Genomic DNA, 14,289 nt, shown 5'->3' on the forward strand with positions numbered 1-14,289 from the left:
ACTGGGGAGGTGCGCGATGTGGGAGTGGAGTAAGTCGGTCGCGGAACGGGCCACCGCGACAGCGTGGACCCGGTCGGCCGGGGAGCCGGAGCCGACCGTCGTGGATCCGGAAGTCCGGTCCGAGTGGCCGGACGAGCAGGCGCAGGAAGAGCTCGGCGAATGGGCCTCCGACGCCGTCATGGCATATGGCGGAGCAGGCGCCGGCGGACCGGTGCGCTCGATCCATCTGCCGGAGTACGACCTGGCCCGATGAGAAGAACCGGGAGGCGGGTGCCGCTCACATGGCGGTACCCGCATCTTGGTGCCGTCCCCGCGAAGCGTCCGATGCGGAGCGGTACAACGACCGTCCGAGCAGGCAGGAGTAGCCTGCGAGGCGTGCAGAGGCCACCGTTGGACGCCGATATCCTGCGACATGCCGTCGCCGAACAGCCCGACCTGTCGTTCTTCTCCCACATCGATGTGGTGGAGTCGACCGGTTCGACCAATGCGGATCTGATCGGCGTGGCCGGCGATCCCTCCTCCGATCGGCGGGTGCTGGTCGCCGAATATCAGGACCGCGGTCGCGGCCGCCACGAACGGTCGTGGGTGAGTCCGCCGCGCGCGCAGATCGCGATGTCGATTCTGGTGCGGCTCGGCGGTATCGAGCCGGCCGTCCTCGGCTGGTTGCCGCTGCTGACCGGTGTCGCCGTCGTCGACGCGGTCCGCGAAACCACCGGACTGGACGCAAATCTCAAGTGGCCCAACGACGTTCTGATCGGCGGCCGCAAGGTGGCCGGCATCCTGGCCGAGGTCGCCTCCGGCGCGGGCGCGCCGGCGGTCGTGGTCGGCGTCGGGCTCAATGTGAGCCTCACCGAGGACGAACTGCCTGTGCCGCACGCCGTTTCGCTGACTCTGGCCGGTGCGGAGAACGCCGATCGCAACGAGTTGGTCCTCGCCCTGCTGCGCGCCTTCGCCCGCCACTTCACCGAATGGCGGACGGAGAACTGGAATGTCACGGCGCTGGCCGACGCCTACCGTGCGCGGTGCGCCACGCTCGGCGCCGACGTGCGGGCGGAACTGCCCGGCGGCGAGGTCATCACCGGTGTGGCCACCGATATCGACGCCTACGGCCGCCTGATCATCGGCGATCGTTCGGTATCGGCGGGCGACGTCACTCATCTTCGCCCGGCATAGCGGGCCGAATCAGGGGGTAGGGTTCGCATATGAGTTATCCGGAGGAGCTGCTCGCGCCGGACGAGCAGCTGCTACTGCACCGTCATCCGCATTGGAAGATGTTGTTCTTGCCGGCGCTCACCTTCATCCTCGCCACGGCGCTGGCCGGATTCCTGAGCGGGCTGGCCTGGCGCAACACCGAGGGCACCACGCGCAACGCCGTTCTCATCGCGATCGTCGTGGTGTGGGCGCTGCTGGTCGTGTGGCGCTGCCTGTCGCAGGTGATCCGTTGGAAGTCAACGCATTTCATCATCACCGACCGGCGGGTGCTGGTGCGCGAGGGCGTGCTCACCCACAGCGGCATCGACATTCCGATGAACCGCATCTCCAGTGTGCAGTTCCGCCACGGGTTGTCGGACCGGTTGCTCGGCACGGGCACCCTGATCATCGACGCCGCCTCGGGTGATCCGTTGGAGTACGACGACATTCCGAACGTGCAGAAGGTGCATTCGTTGCTGTACCACCAGGTCTTCGACAACCCGCACGGCGATCCGGGCCACGAGCAGTATCAGGACCCTCGCTACGGCGGCCGTCGGTAGCGGCGGGCCGCGGTTCGGTGGCGCACGCCCGATCGGCCCGGTTCGCCAGTAATCTTGTGCTGTGACCGCCGTACTGCTGGCCGAGGACGATGAGGCCATCGCCGCTCCGCTGTCGCGAGCGCTGGGGCGCGAAGGCTATTCGGTAACCGTCGAGAGCTTCGGCCCCGCCGTGCTGCGCCGGGCGCTGGAGGGTGAACACGATCTGCTCATCCTCGATCTGGGGCTACCCGGTATGGACGGCCTGGAAGTGTGCCGCCAGGTCCGTGCCCGCGGCGCCGATCTCGCGGTGCTGATGCTGACCGCCCGCACCGACGAGGTCGATTTCGTGGTGGGTCTGGACGCCGGCGCCGACGATTATGTCGGTAAACCGTTCCGTCTCGCCGAACTATTGGCCCGCGTGCGAGCCCTGTTGCGGCGCAGTGGCATCGGCGACGAGGCGGTGGAGATCGGCGGAGTGCGGCTCGAACCCGCCGCACGTCGGGTGCTGGTCAACGGCCACGAGGTGAATCTGGCCAACAAGGAGTACGAACTGCTCAAGGTGCTCATCGACCGGGCCGGGCAGGTCGTGCCGCGCGAGACGATTCTGCGCGAGGTGTGGGGCGATGCCGATCTGCGCGGCTCCAAAACCCTCGACATGCACATGTCCTGGCTGCGCCGCAAGATCGGCGACGAGGGCCCGGTCGCGGAGCGGCGCATCGTCACCGTGCGCGGTGTCGGTTTCCGCTTCAACACCGATTGATCGCCGATGCGGCGCCGAATTCTGCTGTCCATGCTGGCGGCCTTGACCCTCACCACCGTGGTGCTGGGTATCCCCCTGGCGTTCACCGCCTGGCAGTGGGTGGCCGATATCACCCGCAGCGATCTGCGGGCCCGCCTGGATCGCATGTCGGTGGAGATCGTCGGCCAGGAGCGTGAGGACGGGTTGGTTCACGGCGTGCTCGACCTGCGCTCGGTGCGGCCGCTGATTCCGTCCGGCGGGCGTCTCACGATCATCTATCCGACTCCGGAGGACGCCGCGCTGCGTGTGGACGCCGGGGCGCCGGAGGTCGACAACCCGGTGGTGGAATCGCTGTCGATGGGCACGTCGGGCTCGCTGCGACTCGAGGTGCCCGCCGCCCCCATGCATTCGATGCAGCGGCAAGCGGTGGGCGCGGTGGCATTGGTGGCACTGGCCTCGCTGGCCGCGGGCGCCGCCGTGGCGGTGGTGACCGCGCGGCGGGTCGCCGATCCGCTGCGGGATGTGGCCGCCCGCGCCGCGCGGCTGGCGAAGGGCGATTTCCGGCCGGACCCGCGCCGGCACGGCATCACCGAACTCGACCGGGTCTCGGATGTGCTCGATTCGGCCACGGTGGAGATCGCGGGCCGGCTGCAGCGCGAGCACGCACTGGTCGCCGACGTGTCCCATCAGTTGCGCAGTCGCTTGACGGCGGTGCGGCTGCGTCTCGACGAATTGTCGGCGCATGCGGACCCGGCGGTCGTCCAGGAATCGGAGGAGGCGATGGCGCAGGTCGATCGGCTCACCGAGGCGATCGACGAGTTGGTTCGCGATTCCCGCGACCAGGACGCCGCCGATCACGAACCGGTTCCCGTGGTCGCGGAATTGCGTGGGGTGGTCGCCGAGTGGCGGCATCCCTTCGCCGAGGCCGGACGCAAACTCGTGCTGTCCGGCGATCCTGCCCTGCGCGCACCGGTGACCGGATCGCGGTTGCGCGAGGCGGTGGCCGTACTGGTCGACAACGCGCTGGTGCACGGCGGCGGAGACTGCTCGGTGTCGGTGCGCACCGTCTACGGCGGGCCCGACCGCGAACCGCTGGTGGCGGTCGAGGTGGCCGACGAGGGCGAGGGGGTCAGCGACGAACTGGCACCGCACATCTTCGACCGCGGCTTCTCCGGCGCCGGATCGACCGGGGTGGGGCTGGCGCTGGCGCGCGCGCTGATCGAAGCCGATGGCGGCCGGTTGGAACTACAGCGTCGGCGTCCGGCGCTGTTCGCGGTATTCCTCGGTAAGCCGACCGCGGGGCGGTCGGGTAACGGCGTCATCGGGGAGCCCCGCTGAACGGTGGGTTCAGCTGAAGCCGAGCGGTTTCTCTTCCTCGTACAGTTCTTCGAATTCTTCGACCAGTGCGTCGATTTCGTCGGGGAACACCCAGCGCTTCATCGCCCAGAATCGGAACACCATCTGCAGGATGTTGCCGATGATGAAGGCGCTGACGAAGTCGGCGATGTTCTCCACGGTCAAGCTGACATCGGGGACGTGCAGATGGAAGAAATACCGCGAAACCCACAGCGGGAGATTCGACAGCAGCACACCGATGGCGCTGACCACGAAGAACAACAGGGCTTCGTGGTGTTTCTCACGACCGCCGCGCCCCTTGAACGACCATTCCCGGTTCAGGATGTAGGACGCGATGACCGCGATAACTCCGGAAATGATCTTGGCCGTGATCGGTTTCGACTCGAGAACCGTCAATTTGAGGATGTAGAAGATACCGCTGTCGATGACGAAAGTGGTCGCTCCGACAATCGCGAACTTGATCAGCTCGTGATGACGAATAGCGAGGTCCCGTAGTGTTTTGGGGAGGATGTTGACCACATCGTCGACAAATGGCACCCGGTGAGTCTACGTCCGTCCCGCGCTGGGCAATCAACCCGCACTCATCCCCGCGTGTGGGCGCATGACAACATGGTGGGCTGTGAGCGAGCGTAGTGGGCCATCGATGGACCCCTCCACCGGGGTGCAAGAGGTTGCCGAGGGTGAACCGATGCCGGTTTCGCGCAGTTTCGAAGGTGGTGGAATGCCGACCGTCGCGATGATCGGCGGCGGGCAGCTGGCGCGAATGACGCATCAGGCCGCCGTGGCGCTGGGGCAGTGCCTGCGGGTCCTGGCCGAGCGACCCGACGATCCGGCGGCCCAGGTGAGCCCCGAGCTGGTCCTCGGATCGCATACCGACCTGGCGGCCCTGCGCAAGGTTGCCGTCGGTACGCACGCGGTGACCTTCGATCACGAACATGTGCCGACCGAACATCTGCTGGCGCTGGTGGCCGAGGGCGTGAACGTGCAGCCGCCGCCGGCCGCGCTGGTCTACGCCCAGGACAAGCTCGCGATGCGGCGCAAACTGGCCGAGATGGGCGTGCCGGTCCCGGCGTTCACCGCGGTCGAGAACGTCGCGGATGCCACCGGCTTCCTCGCCGAACACGGTCCGTTCGTGCTGAAGGCGGTGCGCGGCGGCTACGACGGGCGCGGCGTGTGGATGATCGATGACGCCGCCGAGGCCGAGCGCATCGTCACCGACCAGCTCGGGCACGGTGTGACCTTGCTCGCCGAGCAGCGGGTGGATCTGAAGCGTGAGCTCTCCGCGATGGTGGCGCGCTCGCCGTTCGGGCAGGCCGCGGCCTGGCCGGTGGTGGAGACCGTGCAGCGCGAGGGCCAGTGTGCCGTGGTGATCGCGCCCGCGCCGCAGCTGTCGGACGAGGCCGCGACCGAGGCCGAATCGCTGGCCCTGCGGCTGGCCGCCGAGCTCGGCGTCACCGGTGCGATGGCCGTCGAGCTGTTCGAAACCCACGCCGGTGAACTGCTGGTCAACGAACTGGCCATGCGCCCGCACAATTCCGGGCACTGGGGGATGGACGGTGCCGTCACCGGGCAGTTCGAACAGCATCTGCGCGCGGTTCTCGACTATCCGCTCGGTGCTACGACGCCGCTGGCGCCGGTGACGGTGATGGCGAACATCCTCGGCGCGGCCGAGGCGCCGGCGATGTCGATGGACGAGCGGCTGCACCACCTGTTCGCGCGGATACCGGAGGCGAGGGTGCATCTCTACGGCAAGGGCGAGCGCCCGAAGCGCAAGATCGGGCACGTGAACATCCTCGGTGACGATGTGGCCGAGGTGCGGGAGAAGGCCGAACGGGCGGCGCACTGGATGTCGCACGCGGTGTGGACCGATGGATGGGATCCCCATGAGTGAACAAGAGGAGGCCGGAGCTGTGTCCGATGGTCGCTCCGCAGGCTCCGCTCCGGCGGTCGGCCTGATCATGGGCAGCGATTCCGACTGGCCCACGATGGAAGCCGCCGCGGAAGCGTTGGCGGAGTTCGGGATTCGCTTCGAGGTCGGTGTCGTCTCGGCGCATCGCACGCCGCAGCGCATGCTCGACTACGCCCGCGAGGCCGCCGGTCGCGGCGTGAAGGTGATCATCGCCGGTGCCGGTGGCGCCGCCCACCTGCCCGGCATGGTCGCCTCGGCCACCCCGCTTCCGGTGATCGGCGTTCCGGTGCCCCTGAAATACCTCGACGGCATGGACTCCCTGCTGTCGATCGTGCAGATGCCCGCCGGCGTCCCCGTCGCCACGGTCTCCATCGGCGGCGCCCGCAACGCGGGCCTGCTCGCCGTCCGCATCCTCGCCGCCACCGACCCCCACCTGCGCACCCGCATGGAACAGTTCCAGGCCGACCTGGAAAAACTGGTCCTCGACAAGGACGAAGCCCTGCGCACCCGCCTGCTGGGTTAGGACGATCCGGGCGGTGCCGCGAGCATCGCCCGGAACTGCTCGGCGGTCACCGTCGAACGCGCCGTGGGATTTTCGACACCCGCCGGGCATCAGGACGTATTTCTTCTTGCTCGCCGCAACACGGCTGCCACCGCAGCACCTATCGATACCCGGGCGGTGTCGTCGGAGTACCCGGGATCTCCTCGTACGGCGCAGACATGGTCGCTCGAACATACCGATTACCGTTGTGGGGTGCCCAGCGACAATTCGACCCCCGTTCGTGCTGCCGACGCCGCGGAGTTTCGGCTGGCTGTGGTCGATCACGCGTTGCGGCTGTTTGCCGAGCAGGGATACGAGGCGACGACGGTGGACGAGATCGCGGAGGCGGCGGGGATTTCGCGGCGGACGTTCTTTCGGCAGTTCCGGTCGAAGGAGGATGTGGTCTTCGCCGACCACGAGGAGCAGCTCGCCCGGGCGAAGGCGTATCTGGCTGCGGCGCAGGGGGATCCGTGGGATGCCGTGCGGGAGGCGGTGGTCGGGATCTTCGAGCGGTTCACCGAGACCAGGGAATTGGCCGCGCGCCGGTACCGGGTGGTCCGGCAGGCCTCGGCGCTGCGCGACCGCGAGATCGTGACCGTCTTCCGGTACGAACGGCTGTTCACCGACTATCTGCGCGATCGGCTGCCGGAGGTGCCCGATCTCGCGCTGATCCAGTTCAGTGCGGCCGTCACCGCCACCCACAACTATCTGCTGCGCCGCATGGTGCGGGGCCGATCCGAGGCGAGCGCTGCCGATCTGCGCGCGGCGGTCCGGGCGATCGCGCCCCCCGGTGCGGCCCCGGAACCGGGCGAGATGGTGGTGGCGGTCTTCCCGCGCGAGATGCCCGCCCGGCAGGTCGCCGACCTCCTGGCCGACCGCCTCGAATCTGTGAACCGGGCCGCCGAATCCAGGATTTGGCACTGAGTGCCACGGCGGATTCCGGCTATCCCCTCACGTCGTCGCCCTCAGGCGGCGTATACTCGAACGCGACTGGCACTGAGTGCCGAGGTGCGCCAGTGTAGTGCCGGGATTCGCGGACCAGGCGAATCGAAACCCCACGACCAGGAGTGAACCCATGGCGGGCAACCCCGATTTCGAACTGTTCAAGTTGGACGACATCCACGACGAGTTGCGCGCGGCGATTCGCGGCCTGGCCGAGAAGGAGATCGCCCCGCACGCCAAGGATGTCGACGGCAACGCCCGGTTCCCGCAGGAGGCCCTGGACGCGCTGAACGCCGCGGGCTTCAACGCGGTCCACGTCCCCGAGGCCTACGGCGGCCAGGGCGCCGACTCGGTCGCCACCTGCATCGTCATCGAGGAGGTCGCCCGCGTCTGTGGTTCGTCCTCGCTGATCCCGGCCGTGAACAAGCTCGGCACGATGGGCCTGATCCTGCAGGGTTCGGAGGAGCTGAAGCAGAAGGTGCTGCCCGACCTCGTCGAGGGCAAGATGGCCTCCTACTGCTTGTCCGAGCGCGAGGCCGGTTCGGACGCCGCCTCCATGCGCACCCGCGCCAAGCGCGACGGTGACGACTGGGTGATCAACGGCTCCAAGTGCTGGATCACCAACGGCGGTCAGTCCACCTGGTACACCGTGATGGCGGTGACCGATCCGGAGAAGGGCGCCAACGGCATCTCCGCGTTCATGGTCCACAAGGACGACGAGGGCTTCGTGGTCGGCCCGCTCGAGCACAAGCTGGGCATCAAGGGTTCGCCGACCGCCGAGCTGTACTTCGAGAACTGCCGCATCCCGGGTGACCGGATCATCGGCGCCGAGGGCACCGGTTTCAAGACCGCGCTGCAGACCCTCGACCACACCCGGCCCACCATCGGCGCGCAGGCCGTCGGCCTGGCCCAGGGTGCGCTGGACGCCGCGATCGCCTACACCAAGGAGCGCAAGCAGTTCGGCAAGGCCATCGCCGATTTCCAGAACACCCAGTTCATGCTCGCCGATATGGCGATGAAGGTCGAGGCCGCGCGCCTGATGGTCTACACCTCCGCCGCACGCGCCGAGCGTGGTGAGAAGAACCTGGGCTTCATCTCCGCCGCCTCCAAGTGCTTCGCCTCCGATGTGGCGATGGAGGTCACCACCAACGCCGTGCAGCTGTTCGGCGGCGCCGGCTACACCACCGATTTCCCGGTGGAGCGGATGATGCGCGATGCCAAGATCACCCAGATCTACGAGGGCACCAACCAGATTCAGCGTCTGGTCATGTCGCGGCAGCTGCTCAAGGGCTAGATCGCATATCGACCGGGTGTTCCGCATGGTCTAGTTCCCCTCTTCCAGGCCGTCTACAGGCCGTGGGGGCAACTCAGGCCGGAACACTCGGTCGATCGCCATCCGAGCCCGCTCGTAGCTCGACGGCACCAGGTGGGTATAGGTGCGCAGCGTGAATCCGGGATCGGTGTGGCCGAGGAACGCCGCCAGTTCCTTGATCGAGCAGCCATCGGCGAGAAGCGTCGAGGCGAAGAAGTGCCGCAAGGCATGCATGCCATCGGCGCGCCGGCGGTACTCCAATCCGCCGTTGCGGAACGCCGCCTGCCACACGACCTTGGTGAACAGGTCACCGGTGTAGAGCCGCCCGTTTTCACCCGTCATCAGCAGACGCACAGTTACCAATTCGCCGTCCGGTTTGCCCCACGGCAGACTCACCGTGACCGGCGGAAATCGGTTCTCGTGCTCCTTGATCGAGGCGAGCAACGTCTCAGCCAGCGGAGCCGAGCGAGTCTTGCCGCCCTTCGGAAGCGCGAACATCATCACGCCGTCGACAGTCTTGATCTGGCGTTCAATGCGAATCTCGCGAGAACCGTAGTCCACATCATCAGGAGAGAAGCCGAGTATTTCCCCCTGGCGCAAGCCCGCGGCTGCACCGAGGTCGACCCCGATCCGAAACCGGTCCACGATGCTATCCCGCACTGCCATCAGCCGATCAGCAGGCCACACAACAACTTTCGGGCTTCGCGCCTGCGGACGACGAACAGTCTTGGCGTGGCAGGGATTTCGGCGGATCACCTTGTCATCAACCGCCGAATCGCACACCGACGCCACGATGGTGAACACCACGGCCTGATAGTTGTCCGACAAGCCACGCTCGCCCATCCCCGCGACGAAATCGCGAATCGTGGCCGGCTGTTCGATCCTGTCGAACGTCTGATCACCGAGATACGGGTAAATCTGGCGTTCGAGGCGACTCCTCAGAACCTCCCGAGTCGCCGGGTCCGGCGATTGCGCCTTGTACCAGCTTTCCGCCTGTTGCCGAAAGGTTTTGCGGGAGGCCCGAGGGTTGATGTACTTGCCCTCGCGCTTATCCGATTCGACCTCGATCAGGAAATCATCCGCGCGCTTCTTCTCCCGGTCGGCGAACGATTTCGACCGCTCCGAACCGTCCGGGTCGATATAGCGCACCCGATACCGAAGGCCACGGCCATACAGTTCGGTCTTCTCCATGACCGGCTTGCCGCGGCCGTTCACCACCACACGATCGTTCTCGTCGCGCTGCGGACGCCACCAACGGTCTTCTACGTGCCCCATCAGGCCGCCTCATCCATGCCGGCCCACTCCCGCACCTTGGCAGGGTTGTAGCGCAAATGCCGCCCGATCTTGCGGACCGGAGGACCTTCGCCCTGCCACTTCCACTGATACAGAGTCTTCACCGGCAGATCGAGGAAGTACGCGACTTCCTCCGCCGTCCACATACGGTTTGCAGGCAACTCCATCTAGAATCCCCTCCTAGGCTGCCGGCTGAATTGCCGAAGTCTTTTGCGACCCATCCGGTCCGAGAGCGAGCTGGGCTCTCAGGTACTCCGCTCGCCACTTCGTGCGCTTGGCGATCGCGCCCATGATCAGGTGCTCCCGCAAGGGCCGTTGTTTGTCGCCCGGCTCTACCGGTGTGATCCGCAGGTGTGAGGTGTCCGGGCGCTGGATACCGACCTCGGCGAGCAGTTGCCGAACAAATTCCGCGCGGTCGGCCTTGTGATCGGGCAGGGTCTTACCAGTCCACCTGCGGGAGACCAGGACTCGGCGGCCGGGCATGCCGAGGGTGTCTCGGCGGTGGGCTTTGCCCTTGCAGCGGCCGGGGATCGTCTTGCCGGTCGCGCCCTGGGGGACGATGCCGTATTCGAGCCAGACCGGGCAGCGAGGCGAGCACGGCACGTTCTGCAGCTCGGCGTGCAAGCGGTCGTAGTGATCGGCCGCGCGGTCCGAGCGTGGTTCGATGATTTCGCTGATGGACTTCACCAGGTATTTGGTGACGTAGCCGATGGTCTTGCCGGCCTTCTCCGCGATGACGCCCTTGATGTGCTGGCGATCCATTTGGGTTCCGAACCGCACCACGTGCGCGGGCTCGAGATCGTCTACCGAGTCGAGGATGTCGAGAGCGTCGTCCCAGAAGGTCAGCGGCTGGTGCGTGGTCGGGTCCACGAAAGTGGCCTGTCGGTGATCCCACACAGGCTGGAAGTCACCGCCGTAGACGCGGTTCTCCTGATCGAAGCGCGGCCACCACACCTGGTGATAGGTCGCCGCGGTCACTTGCTTGAGCAGCTCGCGCGAGATCGCGCCACGAATCAGGATGTGCAGGTGCGGGGCACCGCGTTTCTGGGGTTCGACCACCGCGAAGTACTGCACGTCCCAGCCGACCGCGCGCCGCAGGTTCTGAATCCAGCGATCCACCAGCTTGGAGAAGAACACGGCGTCGCGGGCCTGGCGCTGGTAGTCGTAGGTGCCCGGGTGGACCGGTGAGCCGTCCGAGCAGAGTTTGCCCTTGTCGTCGGTCGCGCCGTCCTGGTTGATGCGTCCGTAGGACGGCATGGTGAGGGTGACGAACATGCTGGACAGGTAGCCGCCGATTTCCTTGCCCACCGTGCGCTTTTCGACCTTGCGGCGCGGCAGGTCCGGAACATCCTGGCGCCGACGAGTAGAACGCCGCCGGCGATCCTTCCCGGTCTCGTCCAGACTCGGTAGCCGACCACGTACACCCAGTTCCCGAAGTTCCGCATCCAGGTCCGCGACCACTTCCTTGATGCCGGCGGCAGCGTCTTCGTCACCGTCAGCGACCGCGGCGCGATATTGCTCGGCCAGATCGGAGCGAGCAGCGATGATCGCGGTCTGTGCTTCGGTGGGTTCGGGTTTGTATTCGACCGGTTCGGAGGCGATGTGCCAGCCCTCACGGCACTGCTGAATCCGCAGGGCGCGGTTGGCTTTCGCGCAGGCCGGGCACACCGATTCCATCGTGGACTTACACGGAGCGCCCTCGTAGGTGATCGTGCCAGTTTTCGGGTCCTCGATCCGCATCGGGATCGGTCGCTGGCACACGTCGAACTTCTCGGCGGTGGCTTGGGCGATTTCGACCAGGTTCGGGATGGAACGCCGTTGCTGGGCGGTCAACCGCGGTTCGGGAGCTGTCGAGTTCATCAGGCTGCGTCCTTCCGCTGTTCGGTACCGCCGATGCGGGGCAGGGTGACCGTTTCGGCGAGCGAATCCTTGTGCCGCATAACCAGTTCCACCGTTCCCGGGCCGACGATGGTGGCGCGGCAGTCGAGAGCGCCGAAGGTGTGCCCGACCCGGGAGACCCGGTTGATGTAGTCCTCGGGGCATTGGCCTTCCAGCATCCGCACCCGCAGCCGATCCACCGACGCCGAGGTTTCGACACCAGTCAACCGCGGAGCGCGCACGGTTCCGTCGTAGTGGTTCTTCACACCCAAGCCGCAAGCGATGGCGAGTTTGGCCCAGTGCCGGCGGTACCGCCACCACGCGCGTGCCCGGTGTCGTGCCCGGGAGGTGATCCAGCGCTCGAAGGTCTGCGGGCTCCGCAGTCGCCACAGCACCATCCCCGCGATGAACACCCCGACCACCACGACACCCAGCACCCACGACACCAAAACCCAAGCAGCAATAGCGATCCCGACCGGAATCGAGATCATCGGGAACAGCACCGCCCACCACGCGGCGACGAATACGAACCCGATCCCCTGCAACACCCCGAGGGCGAACAGGTCGAACACATCCAACTTCTGAGACTGCGACTGTGACTGCTGATGGTTGGTCATTTCCCGGCCCCTTCCGAGGGATCGAACAACGAGAGTTGGTTACGGCACTCCCAGCGCGGGAGGTCCTTCGCCTTGGCCGGGCGACGCCGCTTGGCCTTCACCTGATCGGCCGCGGCCTGCACAATCGGATTCACCTGCGAGGCAGAGGGTTTCGCGCTCATGCGGCCCAGTCCTCTCCGCCGTCGGGATCGAAGTCCCAGCCCGAGGGAGCCGACCCGGTTTCGGCGAGCAGATGCACCGCGACCGAGACGGGATCCAACCCGCGGCGTTCCAGCCGGCACCGGCGGTGGGCTTGCAGGTCGATCACGTCTTCCTCGTAGCCGGCATCGGGGACGACGGGGGCGGGGCGGCGGTTGCGCTTCATGGCTTGTTTCTCCTGTTCAGAGGTGGTGCGCGCCGACCGGATGAAGGCGCGCGGAACGAAGCCCGGAATTCGGGCAGAGGTCGGAAATTCCCCCCCCCCCCGGGAATCGGTGTCAGGCGGCGGCGAGACCGTCGCCGGGGGTTTCGTCGCCGAGGTCGTCGGGGTCGAAACCGCTGTAGTCGGCCTGCGGTGCGTAGTCGATCGCGGCCTGTTGAGGCTTGTACCGGTTGACGATCCAGTCGATATCGTCGTCGGTGACCTGGTAGGCGCGTGCCCGCCGGAATCCCGCGATGCCGTCTTCCTGCACGTAGCACACACCCGGTGTGGCGTAGTCGATTTCGTCGCAGTACGAGCCCCGGTCACGGGCTCCGCGGCCGTGGATCATCTCCACCTGCGTCGGCTCAGCCATCCGCAACCCGATCCGATACGGCAACAACTGTCGTTGCGGCACAGTCTCTTTCGACGGATCAATCACGGTCTCGATCACCGAGAACAGCGGCGCACGCCCCTGCGACAACAACAGCCCGTGAGCCTGCTCGAAACGAGCCCGCAACTTCGAATCGGTGAACGCCGACAGCGTTGCGGCCTCATCGATGATGATCACGACCAGCGGATTTTCCCGGGTCGGTTCGGGCTTGCGGACCTTGCCACGCCAACGTTGCGCACGTTCCTGCATGTCCGACACCGACTCTTCCAACAGCCCGATCATGGTCTCGGGCATCGTGCACTCGAACCGGGTGCACAGCGGCTCCAACCACCCCAGTTCCATGCCGCCTTTCGGGTCGATCACCCGCAACTCGACACGACCGGCGGCGATGGCCGGACCCATGCCGTTGACCAGCGACCACAGAACACCGGACTTGCCCGAGCCGGTTTCACCGCCCAACAGAACGTGGCGGCCCTGCACCGGTACCCGCCAGGTCGTGCCGTCTTCGAACACGCCGGTCGGGACCGCGGTCAGGTCCACACCGTCACCGATCACCACGGGGACCGGCGCGGATTCGGCGAGGGTGTCGTACAGACGGACGTCCAGCCGGACAACGCCCGGTGCCGGCGAGGACACAGCGACATCGGGAACACCGATGTAGTGAGCGATCGCCGCGCGGGTTTCCCGGTCCGACCAGGTCGACAGGGTGTGTCCGCCGCGCATCAGCACGTCCACGGTGATGCCCTGGCGGGTGTACTCCCACGATTCGACCTTCGGAAAGCCGAGTTCGGCCGACCCGAGTTTCAGGTCTGCGAACATCTGCTGTGCGTGAGCGTTCGAGGCGAACGACAACACAGCCGGGCGCAGCTGCACCGGGGCTTCATCGACGATGTCTTCCAGGCCCCGCGGGCGCGGGGTAGGTTGGCGGCCCCACGGCAGCAGCCACGCCATGAACGCCAGCGCACCGCCCGCAGCGGCCGCGTACGGCACCATGTCCACGGCGGTCATCGGGTTTCCTCCTTCGGGGTTTCGAGTTCGCAGAACAGGCGGCAACCGTTGTCGGTAGCCGGGGGCAAGGTGGGCTCGTTGCAGAACAAGCTGCACCCGTGCCCGTCCGCCGGCGGGGGAGTCGGTTCGTCGCAGAACATGACGCATCCCGCCGGGGTAGTGGTGTGCTGCAC

At 66.7% G+C, this 14,289-nt stretch carries 17 protein-coding genes; 9 read left to right on the top strand and 8 right to left on the bottom strand.

Going from position 1 to position 14,289, the window contains the following annotated elements:
* Positions 1 to 16: 16 nt before the first annotated feature.
* From NE2_RS14190 to NE2_RS14210, 5 genes are all read left to right on the top strand, one after another.
* Positions 17 to 253: a hypothetical protein gene (locus tag NE2_RS14190; RefSeq protein WP_063026358.1), complete on the top strand. Its 237-nt coding sequence runs from the start codon at positions 17 to 19 to the stop codon at positions 251 to 253.
* Positions 254 to 324: 71 nt separating this feature from the next.
* Positions 325 to 1,173, top strand: coding sequence for a biotin--[acetyl-CoA-carboxylase] ligase (locus NE2_RS14195; protein WP_051755357.1), 849 nt, complete (start codon positions 325 to 327; stop codon positions 1,171 to 1,173).
* Positions 1,174 to 1,202: 29 nt separating this feature from the next.
* Positions 1,203 to 1,751: a PH domain-containing protein gene (locus NE2_RS14200; RefSeq protein ID WP_063026360.1), complete on the top strand. Its 549-nt coding sequence runs from the start codon at positions 1,203 to 1,205 to the stop codon at positions 1,749 to 1,751.
* Positions 1,752 to 1,812: 61 nt separating this feature from the next.
* Entirely contained in the window at positions 1,813 to 2,490 is a 678-nt protein-coding gene (locus NE2_RS14205) for a response regulator transcription factor (RefSeq protein WP_030513615.1), read from the top strand.
* A 6-nt stretch (positions 2,491 to 2,496) separates the two neighbouring features.
* Positions 2,497 to 3,807, top strand: coding sequence for a sensor histidine kinase (locus NE2_RS14210; RefSeq protein WP_063026362.1), 1,311 nt, complete (start codon positions 2,497 to 2,499; stop codon positions 3,805 to 3,807).
* Positions 3,808 to 3,816: 9 nt separating this feature from the next.
* Here NE2_RS14210 and NE2_RS14215 read toward each other — a convergent pair whose 3' ends face one another.
* A complete protein-coding gene (locus tag NE2_RS14215; protein ID WP_063011191.1) occupies positions 3,817 to 4,362 on the bottom strand; it encodes a GtrA family protein in 546 nt (181 codons plus the stop codon).
* Positions 4,363 to 4,513: 151 nt separating this feature from the next.
* Here NE2_RS14215 and NE2_RS14220 point away from each other — a divergent pair, with 151 nt between their 5' ends.
* The 4 genes from NE2_RS14220 (at position 4,514) to NE2_RS14235 (ending at position 8,511) form a co-directional block, all read left to right on the top strand.
* Positions 4,514 to 5,716 (top strand): 5-(carboxyamino)imidazole ribonucleotide synthase, encoded by a 1,203-nt coding sequence (locus NE2_RS14220; RefSeq protein WP_063026505.1) that lies wholly within the window; start codon positions 4,514 to 4,516, stop codon positions 5,714 to 5,716.
* Between the two features lie 67 nt (positions 5,717 to 5,783).
* A complete protein-coding gene (purE, locus tag NE2_RS14225; protein ID WP_030513619.1) occupies positions 5,784 to 6,257 on the top strand; it encodes a 5-(carboxyamino)imidazole ribonucleotide mutase in 474 nt (157 codons plus the stop codon).
* Positions 6,258 to 6,488: 231 nt separating this feature from the next.
* Complete coding sequence (locus tag NE2_RS14230) at positions 6,489 to 7,199, top strand: TetR family transcriptional regulator (RefSeq protein ID WP_063026364.1); 711 nt, start codon at positions 6,489 to 6,491, stop codon at positions 7,197 to 7,199.
* A 151-nt stretch (positions 7,200 to 7,350) separates the two neighbouring features.
* Positions 7,351 to 8,511: an acyl-CoA dehydrogenase gene (locus NE2_RS14235; RefSeq protein ID WP_063026366.1), complete on the top strand. Its 1,161-nt coding sequence runs from the start codon at positions 7,351 to 7,353 to the stop codon at positions 8,509 to 8,511.
* 30 nt (positions 8,512 to 8,541) lie between these two features.
* Here NE2_RS14235 and NE2_RS14240 read toward each other — a convergent pair whose 3' ends face one another.
* The 7 genes from NE2_RS14240 to NE2_RS14265 all read right to left on the bottom strand — a co-directional run bounded on the left by NE2_RS14240 (position 8,542) and on the right by NE2_RS14265 (position 14,116).
* Positions 8,542 to 9,804 carry a tyrosine-type recombinase/integrase gene (locus NE2_RS14240; protein ID WP_063026368.1) on the bottom strand — a complete coding sequence of 421 codons (1,263 nt, stop codon included), beginning with the start codon at positions 9,802 to 9,804 and terminating at the stop codon, positions 8,542 to 8,544.
* Positions 9,804 to 9,989: a helix-turn-helix transcriptional regulator gene (locus NE2_RS14245; protein ID WP_063026370.1), complete on the bottom strand. Its 186-nt coding sequence runs from the start codon at positions 9,987 to 9,989 to the stop codon at positions 9,804 to 9,806. The genes NE2_RS14240 and NE2_RS14245 overlap by 1 nt, the downstream gene beginning before the upstream one ends.
* Before the next feature lie 13 nt (positions 9,990 to 10,002).
* Positions 10,003 to 11,682 carry a replication initiator gene (locus NE2_RS14250; RefSeq protein ID WP_218018607.1) on the bottom strand — a complete coding sequence of 560 codons (1,680 nt, stop codon included), beginning with the start codon at positions 11,680 to 11,682 and terminating at the stop codon, positions 10,003 to 10,005.
* Complete coding sequence (locus NE2_RS14255) at positions 11,682 to 12,317, bottom strand: hypothetical protein (RefSeq protein WP_063026372.1); 636 nt, start codon at positions 12,315 to 12,317, stop codon at positions 11,682 to 11,684. The genes NE2_RS14250 and NE2_RS14255 overlap by 1 nt, the downstream gene beginning before the upstream one ends.
* The gene (locus tag NE2_RS35680; RefSeq protein ID WP_157110938.1) at positions 12,314 to 12,478 is read right to left on the bottom strand and encodes a hypothetical protein; all 165 of its coding nucleotides are present in this window, start codon (positions 12,476 to 12,478) and stop codon (positions 12,314 to 12,316) included. The genes NE2_RS14255 and NE2_RS35680 overlap by 4 nt, the downstream gene beginning before the upstream one ends.
* Positions 12,475 to 12,681, bottom strand: a complete 207-nt coding sequence (locus NE2_RS14260; RefSeq protein WP_063026374.1) for a hypothetical protein — start codon at positions 12,679 to 12,681, stop codon at positions 12,475 to 12,477. Before NE2_RS14260 ends, NE2_RS35680 begins: the two co-directional genes overlap by 4 nt.
* A 112-nt stretch (positions 12,682 to 12,793) precedes the next feature.
* A complete protein-coding gene (locus NE2_RS14265) occupies positions 12,794 to 14,116 on the bottom strand; it encodes an FtsK/SpoIIIE domain-containing protein (protein ID WP_063026376.1) in 1,323 nt (440 codons plus the stop codon).
* Positions 14,117 to 14,289 lie beyond the last annotated feature (173 nt).

This window comes from Nocardia elegans NBRC 108235 (genome assembly GCF_001612845.1).
In the GTDB taxonomy this organism is placed as follows: Bacteria; Actinomycetota; Actinomycetes; order Mycobacteriales; family Mycobacteriaceae; genus Nocardia; species Nocardia nova.

What these genes read in the sequence shown, in the direction of transcription:
- NE2_RS14210 (WP_063026362.1), top strand. Translation starts at nt 2,497, where the DNA reads ATGCGGCGCCGAATTCTGCTGTCCATGCTGGCGGCCTTGACCCTCACC.
- NE2_RS14190 (WP_063026358.1), top strand. Translation starts at nt 17, where the DNA reads ATGTGGGAGTGGAGTAAGTCGGTCGCGGAACGGGCCACCGCGACAGCG.
- purE (WP_030513619.1), top strand. Translation starts at nt 5,784, where the DNA reads ATGGGCAGCGATTCCGACTGGCCCACGATGGAAGCCGCCGCGGAAGCG.
- NE2_RS14220 (WP_063026505.1), top strand. Translation starts at nt 4,514, where the DNA reads ATGCCGGTTTCGCGCAGTTTCGAAGGTGGTGGAATGCCGACCGTCGCG.
- NE2_RS14255 (WP_063026372.1), bottom strand. Translation starts at nt 12,317, where the DNA reads ATGACCAACCATCAGCAGTCACAGTCGCAGTCTCAGAAGTTGGATGTG.
- NE2_RS14235 (WP_063026366.1), top strand. Translation starts at nt 7,351, where the DNA reads ATGGCGGGCAACCCCGATTTCGAACTGTTCAAGTTGGACGACATCCAC.
- NE2_RS14240 (WP_063026368.1), bottom strand. Translation starts at nt 9,804, where the DNA reads ATGGGGCACGTAGAAGACCGTTGGTGGCGTCCGCAGCGCGACGAGAAC.
- NE2_RS14260 (WP_063026374.1), bottom strand. Translation starts at nt 12,681, where the DNA reads ATGAAGCGCAACCGCCGCCCCGCCCCCGTCGTCCCCGATGCCGGCTAC.
- NE2_RS14245 (WP_063026370.1), bottom strand. Translation starts at nt 9,989, where the DNA reads ATGGAGTTGCCTGCAAACCGTATGTGGACGGCGGAGGAAGTCGCGTAC.
- NE2_RS14195 (WP_051755357.1), top strand. Translation starts at nt 325, where the DNA reads ATGCGGAGCGGTACAACGACCGTCCGAGCAGGCAGGAGTAGCCTGCGA.
- NE2_RS14250 (WP_218018607.1), bottom strand. Translation starts at nt 11,682, where the DNA reads ATGAACTCGACAGCTCCCGAACCGCGGTTGACCGCCCAGCAACGGCGT.
- NE2_RS14200 (WP_063026360.1), top strand. Translation starts at nt 1,203, where the DNA reads ATGAGTTATCCGGAGGAGCTGCTCGCGCCGGACGAGCAGCTGCTACTG.
- NE2_RS35680 (WP_157110938.1), bottom strand. Translation starts at nt 12,478, where the DNA reads ATGAGCGCGAAACCCTCTGCCTCGCAGGTGAATCCGATTGTGCAGGCC.
- NE2_RS14265 (WP_063026376.1), bottom strand. Translation starts at nt 14,116, where the DNA reads ATGACCGCCGTGGACATGGTGCCGTACGCGGCCGCTGCGGGCGGTGCG.